At 43.3% G+C, this 19,711-nt stretch carries 19 protein-coding genes; 8 read left to right on the top strand and 11 right to left on the bottom strand.

What is annotated here, in order from left to right:
* Positions 1 to 75: 75 nt before the first annotated feature.
* Positions 76 to 1,299, bottom strand: coding sequence for a PucR family transcriptional regulator (locus BN3282_RS01060; RefSeq protein ID WP_059066305.1), 1,224 nt, complete (start codon positions 1,297 to 1,299; stop codon positions 76 to 78).
* Positions 1,300 to 1,550: 251 nt separating this feature from the next.
* Positions 1,551 to 1,880 carry a hypothetical protein gene (locus tag BN3282_RS01055; RefSeq protein WP_059066304.1) on the bottom strand — a complete coding sequence of 110 codons (330 nt, stop codon included), beginning with the start codon at positions 1,878 to 1,880 and terminating at the stop codon, positions 1,551 to 1,553.
* Between the two features lie 300 nt (positions 1,881 to 2,180).
* Between BN3282_RS01055 and BN3282_RS01050 the strand changes: the two genes are divergently transcribed.
* The 8 genes from BN3282_RS01050 (at position 2,181) to BN3282_RS01020 (ending at position 7,768) form a co-directional block, all read left to right on the top strand.
* The gene (locus tag BN3282_RS01050; RefSeq protein WP_059066303.1) at positions 2,181 to 2,366 is read left to right on the top strand and encodes a hypothetical protein; all 186 of its coding nucleotides are present in this window, start codon (positions 2,181 to 2,183) and stop codon (positions 2,364 to 2,366) included.
* 196 nt (positions 2,367 to 2,562) lie between these two features.
* A complete protein-coding gene (locus tag BN3282_RS01045; RefSeq protein ID WP_059066302.1) occupies positions 2,563 to 2,766 on the top strand; it encodes a hypothetical protein in 204 nt (67 codons plus the stop codon).
* A 31-nt stretch (positions 2,767 to 2,797) separates the two neighbouring features.
* Positions 2,798 to 3,343, top strand: a complete 546-nt coding sequence (locus BN3282_RS01040) for a Uma2 family endonuclease (RefSeq protein WP_059066301.1) — start codon at positions 2,798 to 2,800, stop codon at positions 3,341 to 3,343.
* A 355-nt stretch (positions 3,344 to 3,698) separates the two neighbouring features.
* Complete coding sequence (locus BN3282_RS14955; protein ID WP_154821474.1) at positions 3,699 to 3,926, top strand: hypothetical protein; 228 nt, start codon at positions 3,699 to 3,701, stop codon at positions 3,924 to 3,926.
* A gap of 194 nt (positions 3,927 to 4,120) precedes the next feature.
* The gene (locus BN3282_RS01035) at positions 4,121 to 4,621 is read left to right on the top strand and encodes a QueT transporter family protein (RefSeq protein ID WP_059066300.1); all 501 of its coding nucleotides are present in this window, start codon (positions 4,121 to 4,123) and stop codon (positions 4,619 to 4,621) included.
* Positions 4,622 to 4,754: 133 nt separating this feature from the next.
* Positions 4,755 to 5,177 carry a transcriptional regulator gene (locus BN3282_RS01030; RefSeq protein WP_059066299.1) on the top strand — a complete coding sequence of 141 codons (423 nt, stop codon included), beginning with the start codon at positions 4,755 to 4,757 and terminating at the stop codon, positions 5,175 to 5,177.
* Position 5,178: 1 nt separating this feature from the next.
* Positions 5,179 to 7,029, top strand: coding sequence for a protein kinase domain-containing protein (locus tag BN3282_RS01025; RefSeq protein ID WP_059066298.1), 1,851 nt, complete (start codon positions 5,179 to 5,181; stop codon positions 7,027 to 7,029).
* A gap of 88 nt (positions 7,030 to 7,117) precedes the next feature.
* Entirely contained in the window at positions 7,118 to 7,768 is a 651-nt protein-coding gene (locus tag BN3282_RS01020) for a hypothetical protein (RefSeq protein ID WP_059066297.1), read from the top strand.
* Between the two features lie 79 nt (positions 7,769 to 7,847).
* On the opposite strand, the gene BN3282_RS01015 is transcribed toward BN3282_RS01020, so the two are convergent.
* The 9 genes from BN3282_RS01015 to BN3282_RS00975 form a co-directional block, all read right to left on the bottom strand.
* On the bottom strand, positions 7,848 to 10,286 hold the full coding sequence (locus BN3282_RS01015) for a C39 family peptidase (RefSeq protein WP_059066296.1): 2,439 nt from the start codon (positions 10,284 to 10,286) through the stop codon (positions 7,848 to 7,850).
* The gene (locus tag BN3282_RS01010; protein ID WP_059066295.1) at positions 10,287 to 11,447 is read right to left on the bottom strand and encodes a class I SAM-dependent methyltransferase; all 1,161 of its coding nucleotides are present in this window, start codon (positions 11,445 to 11,447) and stop codon (positions 10,287 to 10,289) included.
* Positions 11,448 to 11,649: 202 nt separating this feature from the next.
* The gene (gene ltrA / locus BN3282_RS01005; protein WP_059066294.1) at positions 11,650 to 13,062 is read right to left on the bottom strand and encodes a group II intron reverse transcriptase/maturase; all 1,413 of its coding nucleotides are present in this window, start codon (positions 13,060 to 13,062) and stop codon (positions 11,650 to 11,652) included.
* A gap of 501 nt (positions 13,063 to 13,563) precedes the next feature.
* Entirely contained in the window at positions 13,564 to 14,082 is a 519-nt protein-coding gene (locus tag BN3282_RS01000) for a transcription repressor NadR (RefSeq protein ID WP_059066293.1), read from the bottom strand.
* A 29-nt stretch (positions 14,083 to 14,111) separates the two neighbouring features.
* Entirely contained in the window at positions 14,112 to 14,963 is an 852-nt protein-coding gene (gene nadC, locus BN3282_RS00995; RefSeq protein WP_059066292.1) for a carboxylating nicotinate-nucleotide diphosphorylase, read from the bottom strand.
* Positions 14,964 to 14,966: 3 nt separating this feature from the next.
* Entirely contained in the window at positions 14,967 to 16,154 is a 1,188-nt protein-coding gene (locus tag BN3282_RS00990; protein ID WP_059066291.1) for an L-aspartate oxidase, read from the bottom strand.
* A gap of 17 nt (positions 16,155 to 16,171) precedes the next feature.
* The gene (nadA, locus tag BN3282_RS00985) at positions 16,172 to 17,077 is read right to left on the bottom strand and encodes a quinolinate synthase NadA (protein ID WP_059066290.1); all 906 of its coding nucleotides are present in this window, start codon (positions 17,075 to 17,077) and stop codon (positions 16,172 to 16,174) included.
* A 160-nt stretch (positions 17,078 to 17,237) separates the two neighbouring features.
* The gene (locus BN3282_RS00980; protein WP_059066289.1) at positions 17,238 to 18,224 is read right to left on the bottom strand and encodes a D-isomer specific 2-hydroxyacid dehydrogenase family protein; all 987 of its coding nucleotides are present in this window, start codon (positions 18,222 to 18,224) and stop codon (positions 17,238 to 17,240) included.
* A 28-nt stretch (positions 18,225 to 18,252) separates the two neighbouring features.
* A complete protein-coding gene (locus tag BN3282_RS00975; protein ID WP_059066288.1) occupies positions 18,253 to 19,686 on the bottom strand; it encodes a Na+/H+ antiporter NhaC family protein in 1,434 nt (477 codons plus the stop codon).
* Positions 19,687 to 19,711: the final 25 nt, after the last annotated feature.

The following is a 19,711-nucleotide window of genomic DNA, read 5'->3' as shown; positions in this document are numbered from 1 at the left end:
TTTATCTCAATAAAGTCTTTATTCTATGTAAACAATTTTTAAACAGACTCTTTGTGCTCCATGCACATATCCCTCTTATCCTTCTTCACTTTCTGAGAAATACGCTTTCACCCGGCAAAGAAATTCCAGTTCCTGCAGCGTTTTGAAATCTCTCATATCACATTTCAGTATTTCTTCTATCTTTTTCACTCGATACAGCATCGTATTCCTATGAAGATACAGCTTTTCCGCCGTTTGCTTTTTTGAGCCTCCATTTCGCATCATCATTTCCAATGTTTCTATTAATTTTGTACCATGTTCCCTGTCATATTCTTTCAGGCAGTACAGACGCTCCTCCACATAGAGCTTCACCTGCGGCAGTTTCGCGATTTCCAGCAGAAGCTCTTCATATTGCATTTCTTCTCTCCACAGGACTTTCTCTTCCACAGAAACATTTCCGGCGATCCGTGAAAGGGCAGACAGCTGCCCGGCCGCTTTTGGCATATCTAGGTATCTGCCTATACTGTCAGATATCAACATGCACAATTCCGTATGCGCCGCTTCCTCCAGCTTTTCCAGCCTCTCTTTCAAAGCTTTCTTAAAGGGAAGTATATATTTCGGCTCGCAGAACAAGATCGTCGTTTTCTCAGGAAATGAAAGTTTAATATAGGGCAGTTGCTGTTTCTGAAAGAACGACTCCGCCTTCTCTTCCATTCTCTCTTTGTTTTGTCCACCCCATCCTTTCTTTGTATATAAGGGACGGATTTCCATCCAACGCACCGGTACCTTTGGCCAGCAAAGAGAATGCGCCCTTACTTGCGCCTCTTTCTCCTCTTTCATCTTTCCTTGAACCAGAGCAAAATAAAATGTTCGGTCTAATTCCCTCTTTTCGCTCTGTCCGATCTGACAGCAATCCTGCATTTCTATTCCATTGTTCGCTTTCACTATTGCCGTCATGACCGGATAAACCGTTTCCATAAAGCCTAAAGCATTGTTTAAAAAAAAGAGGGGGAAATGCAGTTCATCTGCCAACTTTAACGCCTCTTTGGGAAACTCTCCAAAAAAGCGTGTTTTAATCGCCAGCGCTGCGGCATCCGCCTCATGCAGATTCCGGATCAGGTCCAGCAGTTTTTCTTTATCGTTGCGGATCGCATATCCTGTAGTGATCAACAGCATATCCTTTCTAAGCCACGGCTTGATATCCGGCTGCTCCATCATGTCATAGACTTCAACAGTATGAGCAAGTCCCTCTTTTCCTGCCACTAATTCTGCCTGTCCCTTTTCCCATAATTGTCTGATGTCATTAACTGTCAGTTTCACACACCATCACTTCCCTTTTGTCTTGGTCTCTTAACGATAACATTTCAGAGTCTTTTTTTCAATGGATACAGCGTGATGATACTCTGGAGATTGTAAGATTGCAAGAATAAATGCTATGTTTAATTCTAATTGTGCTCATTTACTTCTTGCTCTTTCCGCCGAATCTCTGCTATACTATGTCTGTTGAATTTGGTATAGCTCCGGCTATGCTCGCCCCTGTCAATGTTACAGCACTGGCAAGGGCATTTTCTTTATGCTGTTGCTATCTCCTGCACCTGTGAGCGTCCGAAGAATCTCGCCTTATATACAGCTCCGTCTCCCCTGCTGCCCCAGATCAGTTCTGTACCAAACAGTGCCCTGCTGCCGTGTATCACTTCATAACCAAGAGCCTTCCATCCGCTCCATGTGTTCATGTCCTCACTGATCCCTGCTTCTGCTTTCGCTCTCTGGATACGCTTCTCATTCACCGCTTCCGCTTTCGCGGAGATCCATGCCCTATGTAAGCACTCTGCGAATGAAAGCCGCATCTTGTGGTAGTTCTTCCATGCCCTCAGCATGATCGCCCTGAGATTGTATTTCATAGTCCCGTCTCCTTCCATTGATTTTTCAAGATAGTGGCTGCATCCGGCTGAATCATCTTCCTGACTATTGCACCTCGTCCACGACTTCGCTCACAGGTATATGGTCTTCAGCTTCACAGCTTTTCGGGCTGTTCGTTTGCCTTACCTTTATCTTGATTATATTATACTATGCACATAGTTTTTCATCATATTTCACTATGTACATAGTCTTGAATATATGCTATACTTTTAACGTAAGGTGGAGAAGATAACATAATATTTGAGCGCTCCATTAAGTTGTGTACGAAAGTAGGTGAAGGAATGCCAACAAAAGAAGATAAGGCAAAATATGATATCCAGTATGCCAAAACGAAACTTAAGCGTATTCCTCTGGATGTTCAAAAAGAGAAATACGAGGAGATTAAAACGGCAGCGGGACACGCCGGAGAATCCGTAAATGGATATATCAAAAAAGCGATTGATGAACGAATGGAGCGTGAACAATAATGTTCTTTTTCCTCAGACCGAAGTTTGATATATGCAAAATTCCCAGCAACAGACTTTTTCTCTTTTTGCTATTTATTCTTTTCCCTCGAGCCATTTTGGTATTATACGAAGATGAGCCTGACGAAGCCTTTTGGGAAGATGAAGAATAACCACAACGCAACTGTAAACACTCTCACCATGAAAGGATGTGCATTTTATGAAACTATGGTGGCGCTGTCCAAATTGCGGAAACAAGGTGGATTTTACAGAAGAATTAATAGACACTTGTTTTGATTCTGAGGACGGAGAAGCTTATTTTGATCCTGAGCATGGGATTATTTTTCACACAATATTTTGCCATTCCTGCGGGGCCTCATGGATTATGGACATTGGCAGTATGAGCCGGGAATTTATCAAATAGCAATCTTATTTTCAAGAAAGGATGTGTTACTATGCCATTACTGCAGCAGAACAAAGAGTATACCATTGATGATATCTATGCCCTTCCGGATGGACAACGGGCAGAGCTGATCGACGGCCAGATATATATGATGGCGCCGCCCACGCGGAAGCATCAGCAGATACTTGGCGCCCTCTATCGTAAGGTTGCGGACTACATCGACAAGAAAGGCGGCTCCTGTGAGGTCGATATTGCCCCATTTGCCGTATTTCTCAACGCAGATGATAAAGACTATGTCGAGCCGGATATAAGCGTTATATGCAGCCCTGACAAGCTCACAGACAAAGGCTGCACAGGTGCGCCGGACTGGATTATTGAGATTGTCTCACCGGGCAGCAGACGAACAGACTACTATACCAAGCTGTTCAAATACCGTACTGCCGGAGTTCGTGAATACTGGATTGTTGACCCTGACAAAAACCGAATTCTCGTTTACAACTTCGCATCTGAAGACACCGGAGACTACACATTCTCTGAGGCTGTTAAAGCCGGGATCTATGATGATCTGAAGATTGATTTCAGTTCAATAGATATCTAAGTAAAAGGCTGCCGCTCCACACCATAACTAGTGGGGCGGCTTTTTTACAGCATTACATAGTCTAAGGCATAAGAAAACCAACCACCTATTGATGGTTGGATATACACTCACTTTTTCTTGTAATCTTCAAGAAAATGCCTTACTTTCTCGATTGATTTTACTCCATCCATTCTACTTTTAAATATATTCGCAAATGATTACAAAATAGTTGTTCATTTGCTTCTATAGGCCTATGATTTCTCATATCATCTAAAAAGAACTATCACATACAACATACAGCAATGATCTTAAAATAACAATAAATGGTAAATCAGCTATTGCGCATAACGTCAAAGTTTCAATAAATAAAATTGAAATGGATTTAGTGGATTATTTAGATTTGATAGAAGATATTAATAATTATACTCATTTCTTGATTTCACAGCTCCCAGACCGAAAAGAGCGACGGATTTACCACATTGCTATTAACGATGCAGAAAAGGAACGACGAGAGTCTTTATCATTAACTCGTCAATTAGAAGCGTTAAAAGAGGATTTTCCTAATGCTACCATTTCATTAAAGCAATCTAAAAATTATAAATAGAGTGCTTTTTTATTTCATTGTGGGTAAATTGTGGGTACAACTTGAATTTTATTCCGCTCCATGCTATACTACCACCCGTAGCAAAGCCCACAAAAACCAAGGTCTTATCGGGCTTGCCGCCGATTTCCGGCGTTAAATGAATCGTGTGTTCGAGACCTTCCACACGTAAAACAAAACTAAAGGAGAATAACAAAATGAAAGTATCAAAAAACACCCCCGTGCTGTTTATGGCACAGGCAGCGATGATTGCTGCCATCTATGTAGTGATCACACTTCTGTTCGCTCCATTTAGCTATGGTGAAGTTCAAGTTCGTCTGTCAGAGGCGCTGACGATTCTTCCGGTATTTACCCCTGCGGCAATCCCAGGTTTATTTATCGGTTGTCTGCTCAGCAATATCCTGGGCGGATGTATCGTCCCAGACATTATTTTCGGCAGTCTGGCGACTCTGCTCGGTGCGTTTTTCACCTGGAAACTCCGGAATCTGAACAAGTTCTTTGCTCCGATCCCCCCGATCACCGCCAATATTCTCATCGTCCCTTTCGTGCTGAAATACGGATATCAGGTTCCTCTTCCCATCCCATTTATGATGCTGACAGTTGGAATCGGAGAAATTGTTTCCTGCGGTATCCTGGGAATGCTCCTGTATTACGCACTGGCTAAATACAAATATACTTTGTTCAAAATTCAATCATAATATATCTTTGACAAAATTACAGTTATACCTAAACTTTTTAGCTCTCACTGTTTCACAGTGCAGAGCTTTTTTTCACAAAAAAACAGGATTTCTGTTATAATAAATACAATTCTTGGGAGGAGGAAAGCCGATCATGGAAACTACAAGTACACTGTTTGATAAGCTGCGCAGCCGCAAAAGCGGAACCAACTTCTTAAAGCAAACGCAGAATACGCCTACCTGTGCCCGGATTTTACGGGAATTATTGGAAAACGCAAAAATGTCGGCCCCGGAATGGATAGCCGGTACAGATATCAGTAAATCTTACGGATATCAGATCCTTAATGGAGATCGGATACCCGGACGCGATATCTTGCTGCGTACATCACTTGTGTTACAGCTTTCTTTGAAAGAAACGCAGCGGTTGCTGGCAGTGGGAGACTGTGGAGCACTCTATCCCAAAATACGCCGGGATGCCGCTGTAATTTTTGCGCTCAATCAAAAAATGTCTCTTCTGGAAACTGAAGAACTGCTTGCCTCTCTTCCCGAACGAAGTCTCTTTGCAAAGGATAGCTGATATGAAAATACGCGAACAATTTTTACAAGAATATCAAACACAGGTTTTAGAGCACATAGTACTTCCCCCTTGCTTAAGTGCGCAGTACAACATCTTATCCTGTTTAAAGGACGGCAAACGGCAGGTATATCTAATGCAAGATCGGGAAGGTTGGCCGGCAGTGCTGAAAGTACAGTCTTCAGGACGCAGGGATACCCTGCGTCAAGAATATCATTTACTACAGGAACTGCGGCACCCTCAGATCCCCCGTCCTCTGGCTTATCTGGAATGGAAAGGGAAGGAATATCTGGTTCGAGAGTATGTAGAAGGAGTAAGTCTTTATGAGCTTGTCACATCGCAAGGACATGTTCCGTCTAATAAAGTCCGTACACTTACCCTCTCTGTGTGTCAGGCGCTTCAGTATCTGCACAGCCAGCATCCTCCGATCATATGTCGGGATGTAAAACCTCAAAATGTCATTCTTGATCCGTCCGGCTGCTGCCACCTCATAGATTTAGGAGCTGCCCGCCGTCATCGGCCGGAAAAACTGGAGGATACGGTATTCCTCGGAACACAGGTGACTGCTCCGCCAGAACAATTCGGCTATCAGCAAACAGATGCGCGTTCCGATGTCTACAGTCTAGGTATGCTCATGCGTTTTCTGCACACAGGACATTTTGATCCAGTATCAACAGATAGCAACTTTAGATTTCTAGATCGCGTGATCCGACGCTGTACTGCCTTTGATCCTAAGAATCGGTACGCCTCTATCCGCTCAGTATACCGAACTCTGAAATATCGACAGCAACGCTGTGTTATCGCCGCTGCTGTTAGTATAATTTGTGCAGCGGTCATCCTCTGTCTTTTCCAGATCTATACGCCCAAGATGCAGCCCCCTTCTTCTCTTTTAGAAGACGCGCTTCGACAAGAACTACAGCTAGATGCGCGCGCCTCCATTCCCATAGAGCGTTTGGATGAGGTGGAACAGCTGCTGGTATGTGGACAGACACTGGTTGGAACACTCCAAGAACATGAGGAATTAGCCAATTCTACTCACGATTACTATGCAGAAAAAACAAACCATGGAGATATCAGCGACGATGATCTAGAACTACTGGCTCAATGTACCAATCTGCAGATACTGGTACTGGACTATCAACAGATAACGGATCTGTCTCCTCTTTCTGAACTGCCTTTGGAGTATCTCAGTCTTACTGGCAATCAGATTTCTAATCTAACTCCTCTGTCTGCTCTAACAAGACTGCAGGTGCTGGATTTGGGAGAAAATCCTGTGCGTTCGGCAGAAGTGTTAACCGGACTGCCCGCTCTGCGGGATATCACTCTGGAGGCCACCGGCATCACGTCTGTAGATTTCTTTGAAGGAAGTGATATTCAATCCCTCAATGTGCGCAGCACTTGGGTTACTGATTTTTCCCCGCTGGAATCCTGTTCTAGTCTCTCACGCCTGATCGTGGGAGAACTGCCCAGCGGAACAGCTGAAACACTAAAAGGACTTACGAATCTGACGGAACTTCGTCTGTACTCTACCCCAGATGTTGATCTATCCTATTTTGTCGGTTTTCATAAGCTCCAAAATCTTGATCTGTACGGCAGCACCATTTCTCACTTAGATAAGCTTGCACAACTGCCTACTCTGCACTATCTAAATGTGGGGGGAACAGGCATAAATGAGTTGTCCTTTTTATCACGATTACCTGCCATAACAGATGTGGATCTGCGGAAGAACCCACTCACTGACCTTACTCCTCTGTCAGATTGCCCCTGGCTCACACTTTTAATCTTAAGCAAAGAACAACAGCCCTTGGCTGAGGCGCAGCTGTCTCATACATCATTTGAGATACAATACCAATAGAGTCCGCTGCCGGCGTACCACTTTTTGTTCTTTATATGGTATGGTGAAAAAAACGCAGTCAAAGCTGCTATATGAGGGAGGTTACCACATGAGAAAACACAAATATTTTGCCTTTTGTCTTGCCGGATGCATGCTGCTGACACTCAGTGCCTGTACAAACGCAAACAAACCGGCGCAAACTGAAACGCCCGGCACTGGCCACACGAAAGAGCAGACCAAGATACAATATAATTATCAACTCAAAGCCGGCGAACCGATCGAAGTCTATGATATGACTTTTGACAAAATGGTCACCGTCACCGTAGATCCAGACAGCACACGAGATGGAGCTCAGGATATGCGCAGCGATATCTTTTTTGGGAGCTGTACCTTTAACAGTGGTCTTACGATTGTAGGAGACTATCATGCCATGATCAGTTTGGATGACGGTTGTTCTTTTGGTGACGGTTCTATTGTTTCCTGCGAGGCAGTCGATCCAGATGCCGCAAAGGATACCACACTGGAGGATAACCTCATCAAATTGTTTACAGCCTGCGATGGAGTGACAGTAGAAACACAAGCAGCCATGGGCGTGCTGACAGATGGACCTGCTATTGTCTTGAATGGTACAACATACAGTAAAAACGATCTTACACCAAAGACAGATTTCCTCGGTATCTACAGCTTATATGAAGGAGATACTCTTACATATCTAAAACTTGGTATCGGCGAAGATGACAGTGTAACATTTTTAGATTAATCCTATTATAATACAGCAGTCCCTCTGCCTTTGACAATTGGCAGAGGGACTGTACAAAAGTCTTATCTGTGTATAGTTTTTATTTTACATAGCCGATAAATGTATTGCCGCTGCCGCTGATCATAGCCTCCATGTCATTGACACTCACGGTGTTCTCTTCTCCTGTATTTGGGTCTACATACGTCACATCTGTTGTAGAATAACCGGTCAAAAGGATCGCATGACTGGAATCTGTCAGCGCGATCACCGGACAGCCTTTATTGATCACATACAGCACCTGGTTTAATGTACAGCCGGTTAAGTCCATTTTCTCAGCTTCCGGCGCATACTGTTCCATATATCTTTCACACGCCTCCAGGGAACTTTCACCTTCTTCTTTCTTAAATGTACCCGCATCTGTATAATAGACTAAATCTCTGTTTCCTTTTTCCCACACATAGGACTGATCCGAAGAAATCACCACACCGGAGACTTGCTCTGCCTTCTGTATCGCATATCCTGCTTTATCATATACTGCTGCCAGTTCCCCCACTCCGTATACATAATATTTCTTTTGCCTGCTCTTATCACTTAAGCTGACTGTGATCGGGCGTTCTTTTAACACCTGATTTGCCCGAAGGATCTTCGGCGACTGGCTTTTCAGTTCTTTTTCAAAAGTAAAGCGCATCTGTGTCTCTTTTAAGTCTGTCGCAACTGTTTCCAGAACAACCCCACTGTCGTTTCTTTCTTCATTATTAGTGATATAATCCGGACTTGACGCGTGATAGACCTCTCCGCTTTTTACTACTCGGTTGATCGTCACAAGATTGTCTTCCACGATAATATCCGAAATAAATGTATCTTCAGACGCATAGTTTTTTACTGCTCTATTTTCTGTATCACGGATTTCTAACTCATACATAGGCGCTATCTCGTCGCCGGCCACAGATTTCCCGGCATCCTCTGGATGAATCTTGCCATAGATAAAGTCCTCTGCCACAAAACCTAACGGGCGGACAGCCTCTCCCTTTTTCGCTTCTATCGTATAGGAATCTCCCACTGACAGATCCAATACTTTGATCTCCAAAGCGCTGTTCAAAGAGCCATTTGTCTGATACGCCAGCAAATGGCCGTCTGCCGATACTATATACTGCCCTTCCTCCAGATCCTCTGCCAGCACAGCCTTCTTGTCTTTGTCCAGATCGATCTGATACAATGTTCCTCCTGCCAATACATACAATACTTCCTGTTCATTACTGTAATATACCATTTTCCCAAATTCATCTTCCGCAACCGCAAATGATTTGGTACTTGGGATAAACGCTTTTTCTTCCACGGCATTTTTCTTGCTGTCATAATCATACACAGCAACACCTACTTCTCCTTCGTGTCCCCCTTGATTCATATAGCCGTATACGGCAAACACCATACTCCCGTCTTCTTCCATACTGATAACGCGTACTGCATGCTGGTCATTCCTACTGCGCACGTCATATCCCTCTTTATTGGCAAAACTAAATATCTGGGTAAATGTATCTTCTTCTTTGTTATACAGCCAAAGATCGCGTTCCTGGACAAAAGCGAGCATCGTATCCTCATTGTTCGTCTCATAGGCAATATCCTGTGGTGTGATTCCAAGCAATATCCCATTTTGATCCAACACTTTCGCAGTTCCGTCAAATACCTGGTTCATGCTTCGATTATAGTCCAACAAATACATTTCCCCTTCACTTAAGCGCACTCTGAAAAACTCTTTGATATTATACGTCTCAACTTCACTGCTCTCCCCCTTGCAAGCCACTTGATATTTGGCGAGAACAGATGTATACACTGTGTTGCTTTCCTTAAGGCTCCATTCTACCTCTCCGGTAATTTCAGGCTGCAGCTCCCCCCAGGAAATATGGTGGATATCCGAATGAATATTTACCGTCTGATAAGTCGTATTATCACTTGTCTCATCGGGTTCCAGATAAACACTCAACGCTTCTGCTTTAGATTCATCAAAGGTCTTATCATGAAAATCCTGCGCAAACTGCAGACATTCTTTTACAGAGAGTTCATCCGGTCTTTCAATCCTTGTATAATAATAAATCTCTCTTTCTTCTGTCACTAAAATCATGCGCAGCACTGCTTCCTGTACATCTTCCCCCAGGGCGCTGTCCAGGCAGATCTGTATTTCCTCTGCCGAAAAGTCCTCCACCTTACCAGTCTTATATACTTCTTCCCCATCCAAGGAGTATACTTCATACTTGACCTGTGTGATTTTCTCTTTTCCCTTCTCTATCCCCAGTGTTAGAGAATCTTTGGCATCCAACGGAGTGATCGTATCACGCATTGCGGTAATATCCATCTCTTCCACATAACCGAAAAGTGTATTGATCTTATATCCTTCTACAGAAAAATACACACGCGGCAGAGTAGGGTCTCCCATATCTACAGTGGCATCTTCCGTCCCTCTGTTTATGATCAGACTGCTGACCACAAGCGCCGTCAGAAATACACCTAGCAGCACTCCTGCTTTTATCAGTTTTTTTCTCATTTATTTCTCCTTTTTCTCATCCAGAAGTGTACCCAAAACGGGATGTACACAGAGCAGTTCCTCACATCTTCTGATTTCTTCTGCCGCCTTTTTGCAATTGCTGCCGGAAGGCTTCTTTACTGCGCGTATCAATATATTTTTAGGGGTATGCTCCATATCGATAAATTCCAGGATCTGTGTATCGTACCCCTCTCTCTCTAGATATTTCGCCCTCAGTCCATCTGTCACAAGCGCCGCCGCGCGTTCTTTTAGAAGTCCATAATCCAGGATTGGGCTGAGATCTGCATTACCTATCTGCCTATTCAGTTCGTGCTGACAGCACGGAACCGAGAGGATCACCTTTGCATTCCATCCAACTGCTTTCGCAAGAGCATGATCGGTTGCCGTATCACATGCATGGAGCGTCACGACCATATCGACACAGTCCACGCCTTCATATTCTGCGATATCCCCCATCAAAAAGGACAACTTTTTATAGCCGTATTTTACCGCCAGACTGCCGCAGCGCTCGATCACTTCCTGTTTCAGATCCAGTCCTATGATTTTTATATCATAACCTTTTAATTCATGCAGATAATAGTATATTGCAAAGGTCAGGTATGATTTGCCGCATCCGAAATCCAAGATTGTCAGTTCTTTATGTTTATCCAGCTGTGGAAGAATATCTTCTATAAATTCTAAGAAACGGTTGATCTGACGAAATTTATCAAATTTTGCATGTACAACCTTCCCTTCTTTAGTCATGACACCCAGATCTACCAGAAAAGGAACTGCTTTACCTTCTTCTAATATATATTTTTTGCTCCTGTTATGGGAAAGATCTACCTTTGGCAAATTGTCTTTATTCCTTTTTTCTGTCACAGTCATTTTCCCTTTTTTGCTCACCAGTACAGTATATTCCTTCCCGCCTGCCGTCATCTGCATCTGTCTAAATACATTTATATAGGAAAGGATCCGCTCTGCCGCCTTTACAGCAGGTATATTTTCGTGAAACACCTGCGTCTTCGTATACGACTCAAACTGAAAATACAGACCATCTTTCTTTTCTATCGGTCGTACCTTTATCTTTAGTATTTCCCCTTTTGTCCGCGGATTACTTATCACTGCACGTACAAAATTTATATCCATAACCTTTTCTAATATCTTCTTTAATTCATCCATATCCGGCACCTCTTTTCAGCGCTTTTTCAATTATACATTGTAAAACAATCCGCCGCTTCCCGCAACCTGTAAAGCCACTTCAACAAAAAATCTTGTAAATAGGACAAAACACCTTTCTATATTATCGAGTAGGAGGCTAATCATTAATTGATTAGCCGACCTCTCACACCACCTAGCATACCGTTCAGTACTAGGCGGTTCCTTAGTTTTCACAAACTACCAGATAATAGTCAAGCATGGATGTATATCCTAGCTTGGCTATTATTTTCTTTGAAAAGATTTGGTTCAAGACTTTCGCCATTCTCCAGTAACCTTTTCTGCTACAAGCGAGTTCCTTTGCTTTCCAATGTTCCATTCCCAATGCTTTCAGCATTCGATACTTTGTTTTGATTTTCTTCCATTGTTTCCAATAGACCGCCCGGATTCTACGCCTTGCCCATTCGTCCGTTATTTTGAGAAGTCCTTTCATATCTGCAAGTCTAAAGTATTCTACCCATCCTCGCACATACTCCTGGTATTTCCTTTCCCGTTCTGCATTGCTAATGCCTTTGTTCCTATCAGTAAGCTCTCTGATTTTATTTCTCATCTTGACTACTGACTTTTGATGTACTCTGAATCTGCATTTGCCTTTGTATCTATAAAAGGTATAACCGAGATACTTAACTTTGCTGATATGAGCCACTTCTGTTTTCTTCCGGTTCACCTTTAGGAAAAGCTTTCCTTCAATAAACGGAATGATGTTCTTCAGGGTTCTTTCTGCACTCTTCCTGCTCTTACAGAAAATCATACAGTCATCTGCATAGCGGACAAATCTGTCCTCTCTGCGTTCCAGTTCCTTGTCCAATTCGTTTAGCATTATGTTACTGAGCAACGGACTCAATGGTCCACCTTGTGGCATTCCTACTTCTGTACGCTCAAACTTCCCGTTTGCTATCACTCCCGCATTCAGGTATTTGTGTATCAATGAAATCACTCTGCCGTCTTTGATGGTTCGTGACAACACCTCGATTAGCTTACTCTGGCATACGGTATCAAAGAACTTTTCCAAGTCCATATCCACTACATATACGTAGCCATCATTTACATTCTTTTGGCATTGTCTTAGGGCATCGTGTGCCCCTCTTTTCGGTCTGAAACCAAAACTGTTCTCTGAGAACTGCTCCTCAAAGATTGGAGACAGTTCCTGAGCGATTGCCTGTTGAATCACTCTATCGACAACCGTAGGTACTCCCAGCTTTCTGTACTCGCCTTTTGTCTCTTTGGGTATTTCTACCCTTCGCACTGGGTTGGGTTTATATTTCCCTCCCTTTATCTCTTGGATTAAGGTTTCTTGGTTTTCTCTAAGGAAGGGCAGAAGTTCATCCACCTGCATACCATCGATTCCGCCTTTGCCTCTGTTTCTTTTGACTTGCTTATAGGCATTGTTAAGATTATCTTTCCGCAAAATCAATTCCAAAAGATTGTTCGTCCAATAGTCTGTGATGACACCGCTCTTTTCAGTAATCTTAGAGTAGTCGAACACTTCTGCATACTCTCTCTGTTCCGCAGATACCATTTGCAGATAGTCCTCTATATGAAGTTGTCTGTTCTTAAATCTACTTTCAGTTACATTCATTGCTTGTGCCTCCTAAAGTTCAGCCCTTCGCCGATGTTTGCAACCATCGGTTTACTATGGCTTCTGCTGACTTCTCGCCATTCATTGTTACTACAAGTTTCTTACTCTGTTTCCACTTGCTGACAAGATCTCCCTTGGTACCACACGTCACTTTCTCTCCATATATCTGCCACATATACTATAGTTAATTCCGAGTAGTTATTGGACTTTAGTTTGTTGTGCAACCTTATCCTTAACTATAGCCTCATGTGATTTCTGTTCGTCAGACCAGAGATTTGCCTCCACCTTCCTTCAGATTCGCAGTCACCCACGACACCCTTGGTCTTGGCTGTATCCTTCCCACTACTAGGGCGGATTAGGGACTTTCACCCATTAGCGACGTGCGCCGCAAGGCGCACACAAAAATAAGCGCAAAGAGAGATTCCTCCTTGCACTTATTTCTATAAACGATCTTTGATTTTAAAGTTTTTCCCAATCAGCCGATTTTGCATATACCTCTTCCTACATCTCAACCGGTTCGATCAAATAACCTTTCTGCGCCAGCATTTCTTCTATCATATCCAGTGTTTCTTCACTGTCCGCCTCTACCGTATGATAATGATAATTCGATGTAATATTTTTCAAAGGACTGGATTTGCCGCTCTTTATGTCATCCAGAAACCGCATGACCTTTCTGCGGGATGTAATATTTAGTTCTGCCTCCAGATGTCCGTACACTCTGTGATTTACCATGACATTTTTGACACTTCCCCCCAGATCTACGATTGAGATCAGTTCCTCTTCCAACTGCTCATCTGTATGCTTCACTTTAAAGACACGGCTCACATGGTACGGCTCCTGTAAAATATATCCCCTGTTCGTAGAAAGAATGTCATGTCCCGCTGCCCGGATCAAGGCTATATCCTGTACAATGACCTGGCGGCTCACATGATAATCCGCTGCCAGCCTTTTTCCGGATACAGGAACATCGCTTTGTTTGATCTGTCTCACGATTGCATTTCGTCTTTCCTGCCCAGTCATCCTCTTTTTCTTCTCCTTCTCTTGTCACTCTATACCGCATGCAGATGTTTCAAGGAAATATCCAAGATCGGCGCGGAATGTGTCAATGCCCCGCTGGAAATATAATCTACTCCCAGACTTGTAAGCCGGCTGATATTGTCTTTTGTCACATTTCCAGAACACTCTGTCTGTGCTCTTCCATCTATGATCTGTATAGCTTCTGCCATATCCTCTGTCGTCATATTGTCCAGCATGATAATATCCGCGCCTGCCTCCGCCGCTTCACGCACCATGTCCAGATTTTCCACTTCTACTTCTATTTTTCTTACAAATGGAGCATACTCTTTTGCCATCTTTACTGCTTTTGTCACGCTGCCTGCTGCTCCGATATGATTGTCTTTAAGCAAAACGCCGTCTGACAGGTTATATCTATGATTATATCCGCCGCCTACACGCACCGCATATTTCTCAAAAATCCGCATGTTCGGCGTTGTCTTTCTCGTATCTAAAAGCTTCGTTTTGCTTCCTTTCAGCAATTCTGCCACAGAATGTGTATAAGTAGCGATCCCGCTCATCCGCTGTAGGTAATTCAGCGCCACCCGCTCTCCAGATAACAGCACACGGATATCTCCCATAACTTTTCCCATTAGCTGTCCTTTTTTCACTTCATCTCCATCCTGGCAGTAAAACTCCACTTTTGTATCTGCATCCAGCAGTTCAAACACCTTCTTGAATACATCCAGCCCGGCTATAATACCGTCCTGCTTACAGATCAATTCTACTTCTCCTTTTACTGCCTCTTTCATTACCGCATTGGTACTCACATCCTCACTGGATATATCTTCTTTCAATGCCTCTAAGATCAAATGCTCCGCCTGGAGCGTCATAGTTATGTGATTCATCTTTTACTTTCTCTCCTTTTCTTTCTGTCCATATGCCGCCGTAATCTTCCTTGCGGCACGTTTTGCGAAAACAAGACTTTCCAATAAGGAATTGCTCGCCAGCCTGTTGGCTCCATGCACACCGTTGCAGCTTGTCTCTCCTACAGCGAATAACCGTTCCATGGAGGTCCGGCTGTACGAGTCCACCCAGATACCTCCCATAAAATAGTGCTGCGCCGGTACGACCGGAATACACTCCTTAGTCACGTCATATCCTTCTTCCAAACAATGTTTATATATATTTGGAAAATGCTTCAAGATCTCTGTTTTGTCCATTTTTTCCATAGAAAGCCATACATACTCTGTTCCATCCTTTTCCATTTGTTCCCGGATAGCCTTTGTTACTACATCTCTCGGAAGCAGTTCATCTACGAATCGTTTTTTGGCCTTGTTATACAGCACTGCGCCCTCTCCCCGGACAGACTCCGAGATCAAGAAACGCCTTCCCGGTTTCTTTGAATATAATGTCGTCGGATGGATCTGTACATAATCCAGATGTTCCAGACGTATCCCATGCCTTTTCGCAACAGTGAGCGCATCTCCTGTCAGATGAGGAAAATTCGTTGAATGTTCGTATAATCCTCCAATACCGCCGCTTGCCAGGATTGTATGCTCTGCATGTAATTCCAGTTCTTCTGCCGCTTTATTGACAGCATATACTCCTCTGCATATTCCCTCTGCTTCGATAATATCTGTCATTGTCGTATACTCTAATATCTGTATATTATCCCGCTCCTGCACTTGCTTAAGCAGCTTGCTCGTGATTTCTTTTCCGGTAATATCCTCGTGGAAAAGTATACGAGGTCTGGAATGAGCCCCCTCCCTTGTATATATATATTCACCGTTTTCTTTCTCAAATTCAACTCCACAGGCAACCAGATCTTCTATGATCTCTCTGGAGCTTCGGATCATAATATCCACCGATTCTTTTCTGTTTTCATAGTGTCCGGCTTTCATCGTATCTTCAAAGTACCCTGCGTAGTCGTTCTCATCCCGCAGTACACAGATCCCGCCTTGTGCCAGGAAAGAATCACTGCTTTGTACATCTGCTTTTGTCAGCATGATGATCTGCTTGTCCAAAGGCAGATTCAGCGCACTGAAAAGTCCGGCCACTCCGGTCCCTACGATCACCACATCCGCCTGTATTTTCATATGCCCATCCCCCATATCTATTTTGCCAATTCCAGCATACGCTTCAATGGCTTTTCATACACTGCCGCCTCAGCTTTTGTCATTTGTACTTCATTTTCACCGGTTTTAAGCACATGTTTGATCTTTTCCAAAGTAATACTCTTCATATCTTTACAGATTGGAACTGTATCTGTAAAGTAAAAGATTTTTTCCGGATTTTCTTTTTCCAGCATGTACCTTACGCCCTCTTCTGTACAGATGATAAATTCCTTCTGCGGACTTCTTCCTGCATATGCAATGATCCCGGAAGTACTCCCTATGTAGTCTGACATACGGCAGATCTTCTCCGAACACTCCGGATGTGTCAGGATCTGTGCCTGCGGATGAAGGTCTTTTAACTTCCGTACTTCTTTTTCCCGTACTTCATCATGAATCGGACAATATCCTTCATTATAAATGAAATGCTTTTCCGGTACTTGTTTAGCTACATGATGTGCCAGATTTCTGTCCGGTATGAAAAAAATATGCTTATTCGGAAGCGCTTTCACGATCTTCACTGCATTTGCCGACGTTACGCACACATCCGAATATCGTTTCAGCTCCGCAGTAGAATTGATATAGCAGACAACTGCCAGATCCTCATACTTTTCTCTTACTTTCTGGATCGTTTCTTTCACTGCCATATGTGCCATAGCGCAATCTGCTTGTCTGTCCGGCATCAGCACTGTTTTCTCCGGATTGAGGATTTTGGCGCTTTCTCCCATAAAGGAAACTCCGCAAAATACGATCGTATCTGCCTGCAAGGATACAGCTATCTTGCTTAAATAAAAAGAATCTCCTATATAATCAGCAATCTCCTGTACCTCACCCGGCACATAATAATGGGCCAAGATCACGGCTTTCTTTTCTTTCTTTAATTGATGTATTTCATCTACTATTGACATAACTATACTCTTCCTCCCAGTAAATTCACATCATTATACCACATGTTTTTACATGTGACAAGACACACAAGTTGACAGCTTTGCATTTACCAAAAAACCTCAAACCATTTCACTTTTTAAAGTTCATTCTGGTTTGAGGTTCTCTATTTATATGCATATTTTAGACTGTAAGCTTCACTTCCAGTGGATTGTCCAGTCCATTTTCAAAACGATACAGGCTGTCAAAATTATACCGCATCATATTCTCCACATCCCTCTCTGTATAAAACGCCGTATGCGGAGAAAGGATAACATTCGGGAAAGAGCGGAGGATCGCCATCGTCCTGTTTTCGATCACATCCCCCATCCGGTTGTAATAATACAGACCATCCTCCTTTTCCAGCACATCCAGAGCCGCGCCGCCGATCTGCCCAGACTCAAGGCCAGCGATCAGGGCTTCTGTATCTATCATACTTCCGCGTGCGCAGTTGATCAGCACTACGCCTTTCTTCATACGGGATATCGTCTCTGAATTGATCATATGATAGCTCTCCGGCGTTGCCGGCGTATGTATCGTGATCACATCCGATTCCTTGTAAAGTTCCTCTAATGTCACATATTCGCAGGGCAGCCCTTCCTTTTCATATAGATCATATGCCAGGATCCTGCATCCAAATCCTGAAAGATTCCGTATTACATTCGCGCCGATCTGTCCGGTTCCGATCACTCCCACCGTACAGCAAGACAAATCTTTACCGATCTTTTTTCTGAGCGTATAATCCTGTACCTCAGCACATTTCAAAATATACGGCATATTCCGCAGACACATCAAGATCAGCATGACCGTATAATTCGACACTCCGTCCGGATCATATTTTGTATTGCTGACACGCATGTTCAACTCTTTTGCCTTCTTCAGATCAATATGATCATATCCTATAGAACGTGTGGTAATGTACTTCACACCTAGGTCATGAAACTTTTCTAACAGTTCGGCTCCTATTTCGCAAGGCGTCGTGCTGACAGCGTCATACCCTTGTGCCAGATCTGCATTCTCCATCGTAGGATACTCTTCGCTCCATCCAAAGTCTATTCCATATTCTTGCTTTACTCTCTCTGCTACATCCAGTTCATCAAATTCACGCATAGCGTATATAAAAATCTTCATGTCTGCTCCTTTTGCGGTACTTTATCTTTTATTCTTCTGCCTCCCCTTCAATTGCGGAAAAATCGCGGGAAGGATCGATCTTCTTGAGCCCAAATCCAGTCAAAATATAAATCAATGAAATCACCGGTACAAACATCGCAAGGAAATTGTATTTGCACATAGAAGCGGCAGATACTCCTAAGACGCCAGCCACAAATACCGGTCCTGTGCTCCATGGCATCAATGTTCCCCCCAGGGTTCCGACATCTTCCATAATTCTGGAGAGATTTTCCGATTTCAGATTATAGCGCTTTAATAAAGGATTAAATAATGTCGCATCCATAACAAATGGGAAATTATATGTAGGTACTAAAGTAATCCCAAGCCATGTAGTAACATAAGCGGATACAAGAACTCCCTTTCCTGTCTTGATCTTTCTTACCAGCATAGCAAAGATTGGCTGTAAAATACCTGTACCTGTCAAAATTCCGCCCAGCCCCAATGCACTGATGAAGATAGACAAAAGTTTCAGCATACTTGTCAAACCACCACGGTTTAAGATAGAGGTAACCATTGTATCCTCTGTATTTGCTACGAAACCGCTGGTCAGGAAAGTTCCCAGCTCCGTAATAGATACACCCTGATATGCAACAGCGATCACTGCCGCGATCAAAGAGCCGACCAACAAAGAAACCACCGTAGATTTCCGCATCAAGATCATGACAATAACAACAATCAATGGGATAACCGGCAGGAAATTAATGTGATACAGTCCCTGTAAAGCTTCCACGAATGCGTCTGCCGCAGCTCTGTCATATGTGTCTCCTGCTGTTGTGATCCCCATGACCGCATACACGATCACACAAAGAAGAGCCCCCGGGATCGTAGTCCATAACATTGCTTTAATATGTACGAAAATATCTGTCTCTGTCAATGTAGATGCCAGAATAGTTGTGTCAGAAAGTGGAGACATTTTATCTCCAAAATATGCGCCTGATATGATTGCTCCTGATGTAAAAGCCGGATTGATCCCTAAGGCTGTTCCGATACCGATCATCGCCACCCCGACTGTTCCCGCAGTTCCCCAGGAAGTACCTGTAGCGACAGAAATCACACAGCAGAATAAAAAGGTAAAAGGCAGGAAAAATTTTGGTGTAATAATCTCCATACCTCCAACTAAGATAGAAGGAATCGTTCCTGCTGCCATAAATGCCGCGATCATAATTCCTACCGCCAGAATGATAGCTGAAGAAGGAATACATTTCTTGGCAGACTCATAGGCAAAATCTTCTATTTCCCGGAATTTAAATCCCAAAGGCATTGCAAAAAGGCCTGCAAGCAGCCATGATATAAACAATAAAATCGCAAAATCAATTTTAAAAATAGCAAAACCCAATGCTATAAAAAGTACGATCACTGTAAATGCTATGATCGAGTACTGCCATGACGGCGTTTTTCTGTTTGTTGTCTTTTCAGTTCCCATAATCATCTCTCTCCTTTAAATTTTT

Origin of the sequence: Mediterraneibacter massiliensis, from assembly GCF_001487105.1 — a bacterium.
GTDB classification, from domain to species: Bacteria; Bacillota; Clostridia; order Lachnospirales; family Lachnospiraceae; genus Mediterraneibacter; species Mediterraneibacter massiliensis.
The sequence above is the reverse complement of the archived record's forward strand: the minus strand, read 5'-3'. Positions and strand labels throughout refer to the sequence as shown.

Excerpts from the sequence above, each read along its gene's own strand:
- BN3282_RS01055 (WP_059066304.1), bottom strand. The coding sequence starts at position 1,880 with ATGAAATACAATCTCAGGGCGATCATGCTGAGGGCATGGAAGAACTAC.
- BN3282_RS01050 (WP_059066303.1), top strand. The coding sequence starts at position 2,181 with ATGCCAACAAAAGAAGATAAGGCAAAATATGATATCCAGTATGCCAAA.
- BN3282_RS01045 (WP_059066302.1), top strand. The coding sequence starts at position 2,563 with ATGAAACTATGGTGGCGCTGTCCAAATTGCGGAAACAAGGTGGATTTT.
- BN3282_RS01040 (WP_059066301.1), top strand. The coding sequence starts at position 2,798 with ATGCCATTACTGCAGCAGAACAAAGAGTATACCATTGATGATATCTAT.
- BN3282_RS14955 (WP_154821474.1), top strand. The coding sequence starts at position 3,699 with ATGGATTTAGTGGATTATTTAGATTTGATAGAAGATATTAATAATTAT.
- BN3282_RS01035 (WP_059066300.1), top strand. The coding sequence starts at position 4,121 with ATGAAAGTATCAAAAAACACCCCCGTGCTGTTTATGGCACAGGCAGCG.
- BN3282_RS01030 (WP_059066299.1), top strand. The coding sequence starts at position 4,755 with ATGGAAACTACAAGTACACTGTTTGATAAGCTGCGCAGCCGCAAAAGC.
- BN3282_RS01025 (WP_059066298.1), top strand. The coding sequence starts at position 5,179 with ATGAAAATACGCGAACAATTTTTACAAGAATATCAAACACAGGTTTTA.
- BN3282_RS01020 (WP_059066297.1), top strand. The coding sequence starts at position 7,118 with ATGAGAAAACACAAATATTTTGCCTTTTGTCTTGCCGGATGCATGCTG.
- BN3282_RS01015 (WP_059066296.1), bottom strand. The coding sequence starts at position 10,286 with ATGAGAAAAAAACTGATAAAAGCAGGAGTGCTGCTAGGTGTATTTCTG.
- BN3282_RS01010 (WP_059066295.1), bottom strand. The coding sequence starts at position 11,447 with ATGGATGAATTAAAGAAGATATTAGAAAAGGTTATGGATATAAATTTT.
- ltrA (WP_059066294.1), bottom strand. The coding sequence starts at position 13,062 with ATGAATGTAACTGAAAGTAGATTTAAGAACAGACAACTTCATATAGAG.
- BN3282_RS01000 (WP_059066293.1), bottom strand. The coding sequence starts at position 14,082 with ATGACTGGGCAGGAAAGACGAAATGCAATCGTGAGACAGATCAAACAA.
- nadC (WP_059066292.1), bottom strand. The coding sequence starts at position 14,963 with ATGAATCACATAACTATGACGCTCCAGGCGGAGCATTTGATCTTAGAG.
- BN3282_RS00990 (WP_059066291.1), bottom strand. The coding sequence starts at position 16,154 with ATGAAAATACAGGCGGATGTGGTGATCGTAGGGACCGGAGTGGCCGGA.
- nadA (WP_059066290.1), bottom strand. The coding sequence starts at position 17,077 with ATGTCAATAGTAGATGAAATACATCAATTAAAGAAAGAAAAGAAAGCC.
- BN3282_RS00980 (WP_059066289.1), bottom strand. The coding sequence starts at position 18,224 with ATGAAGATTTTTATATACGCTATGCGTGAATTTGATGAACTGGATGTA.
- BN3282_RS00975 (WP_059066288.1), bottom strand. The coding sequence starts at position 19,686 with ATGGGAACTGAAAAGACAACAAACAGAAAAACGCCGTCATGGCAGTAC.